The sequence below is a fragment of the Metabacillus niabensis genome, assembly GCF_902829255.1.
GTDB classification, from domain to species: Bacteria; Bacillota; Bacilli; order Bacillales; family Bacillaceae; genus Metabacillus; species Metabacillus niabensis.
In genome coordinates, this window is the sequence record NZ_CADEPK010000008.1 from 1 (window position 1) to 1,389 (window position 1,389).

Sequence of the window (1,389 nt, forward strand, 5' to 3'; positions counted from 1 at the left end):
CTTCTCCATGTTATCATATTAAATATTTAGGTAGTAAAGAGACAATTGAAAATAGAGTTTCGATGATTTGATTTTCTTGCTTTTTAAGATATTAAAACTGTTGCATAATTTCTTGCTTTTTGTTATGATGGTTAATGTTATGATTTGTAGCGCACCCGTGCTACAACCGCTCAGAATCAGGTATGTTAAGAAATGATTACGATCATTCACCTCGTTTTGGCGAGTCTGAGTTTATAGGAGGTGCAAGGAATGTACGCAATTATTGAAACTGGTGGAAAGCAAATTAAAGTTGAAGAAGGCCAAGTGATTTATGTTGAAAAGCTTGGTACTGAACAAGGTGAAACTGTTACGTTTGACAAGGTTTTATTTGTAGGTGGAGAAAACGTTAAAGTTGGTAGCCCAACTGTAGACGGAGCGACTGTAACTGGTAAGGTTGAAAAGCATGGTCGTCAAAAGAAAATCACTGTCTTCAAATATAAAGCTAAGAAAAACTACCGTAAAAAACAAGGTCACCGTCAGCCATACACTAAAGTTGTCATTGACAAAATTAACGCGTAAGGCGATTTGATATGATAAATGCTAAAATTTATCGTTCAAATGATGGACTTATCACATCGTTCACTCTGTCTGGACATGCCGAATTCGACGAATACGGCAGTGATATTGTTTGCGCTGGGGCATCAGCAGTTACCTTTGGTGCTGTAAATGCAGTACTTAGTCTTACAAAAATTGAGCCACAAATTGATCAAGGTGGAGAAGGAGGGTACTTACAAGTTAAGTTACCTAACAATCTCGACAAATCAACGAGTGATAAAGTTCAATTATTGTTAGAAGGGATGCTTGTCTCACTTCAAACAATTGAAAGAGAGTATGGACAATATATTTCTGTAAAGATAATGAACTAAACAGGAGGTGAATTTCATGTTAAGATTAGATCTTCAGTTCTTCGCATCTAAGAAAGGGGTAGGTTCGACTAAAAACGGTCGTGACTCTATCGCAAAACGTCTTGGTGCCAAGCGTGCAGATGGTCAATTCGTATCTGGTGGTTCAATCCTTTACCGTCAACGTGGTACAAAAATTTACCCAGGTGAAAACGTAGGCCGTGGCGGTGATGATACGCTATATGCAAAAGTTGATGGTGTAGTGAAATTCGAACGTTTCGGACGCGATCGCAAAAAAGTTAGCGTATACCCAGTAGCACAAGAAGCATAAGTTCATTTGAAACTCTAGCCTTACGGAGGCTAGAGTTTTTTTATGGAGAATGTTTACGAGCATTTATTACGCATGCTGGTCATACATTTACTTGAGATTTTTATATCCCCTCTAAAATGATCTGTTGTTTTTGCCTATCTATATTAATTCATTCGAAATAAGGGATATCCCTTTATG

3 protein-coding genes and 1 other annotated feature are annotated in these 1,389 nt (G+C 37.6%); all 3 genes read left to right on the forward strand.

What is annotated here, in order from left to right; translation table 11 throughout:
* The first annotated feature begins 154 nt into the window (after positions 1 to 154).
* Positions 155 to 237 (forward strand) — a sequence feature (ribosomal protein L21 leader region).
* Positions 238 to 249: 12 nt separating this feature from the next.
* The 3 genes from rplU to rpmA are packed head-to-tail and all read left to right on the forward strand — an operon-like array spanning position 250 to position 1,212.
* Positions 250 to 558: a 50S ribosomal protein L21 gene (gene rplU, locus HU235_RS01535; RefSeq protein ID WP_095302397.1), complete on the forward strand. Its 309-nt coding sequence runs from the start codon at positions 250 to 252 to the stop codon at positions 556 to 558.
* A gap of 11 nt (positions 559 to 569) precedes the next feature.
* Positions 570 to 905 (forward strand): ribosomal-processing cysteine protease Prp, encoded by a 336-nt coding sequence (locus HU235_RS01540; protein ID WP_095302398.1) that lies wholly within the window; start codon positions 570 to 572, stop codon positions 903 to 905.
* A 16-nt stretch (positions 906 to 921) separates the two neighbouring features.
* On the forward strand, positions 922 to 1,212 hold the full coding sequence (gene rpmA, locus HU235_RS01545; protein ID WP_095302399.1) for a 50S ribosomal protein L27: 291 nt from the start codon (positions 922 to 924) through the stop codon (positions 1,210 to 1,212).
* Positions 1,213 to 1,389 lie beyond the last annotated feature (177 nt).

Bases quoted from the DNA above. Each gene is read 5' to 3' on its own strand.
- rplU (WP_095302397.1), top strand. From the start codon at position 250: ATGTACGCAATTATTGAAACTGGTGGAAAGCAAATTAAAGTTGAAGAA.
- HU235_RS01540 (WP_095302398.1), top strand. From the start codon at position 570: ATGATAAATGCTAAAATTTATCGTTCAAATGATGGACTTATCACATCG.
- rpmA (WP_095302399.1), top strand. From the start codon at position 922: ATGTTAAGATTAGATCTTCAGTTCTTCGCATCTAAGAAAGGGGTAGGT.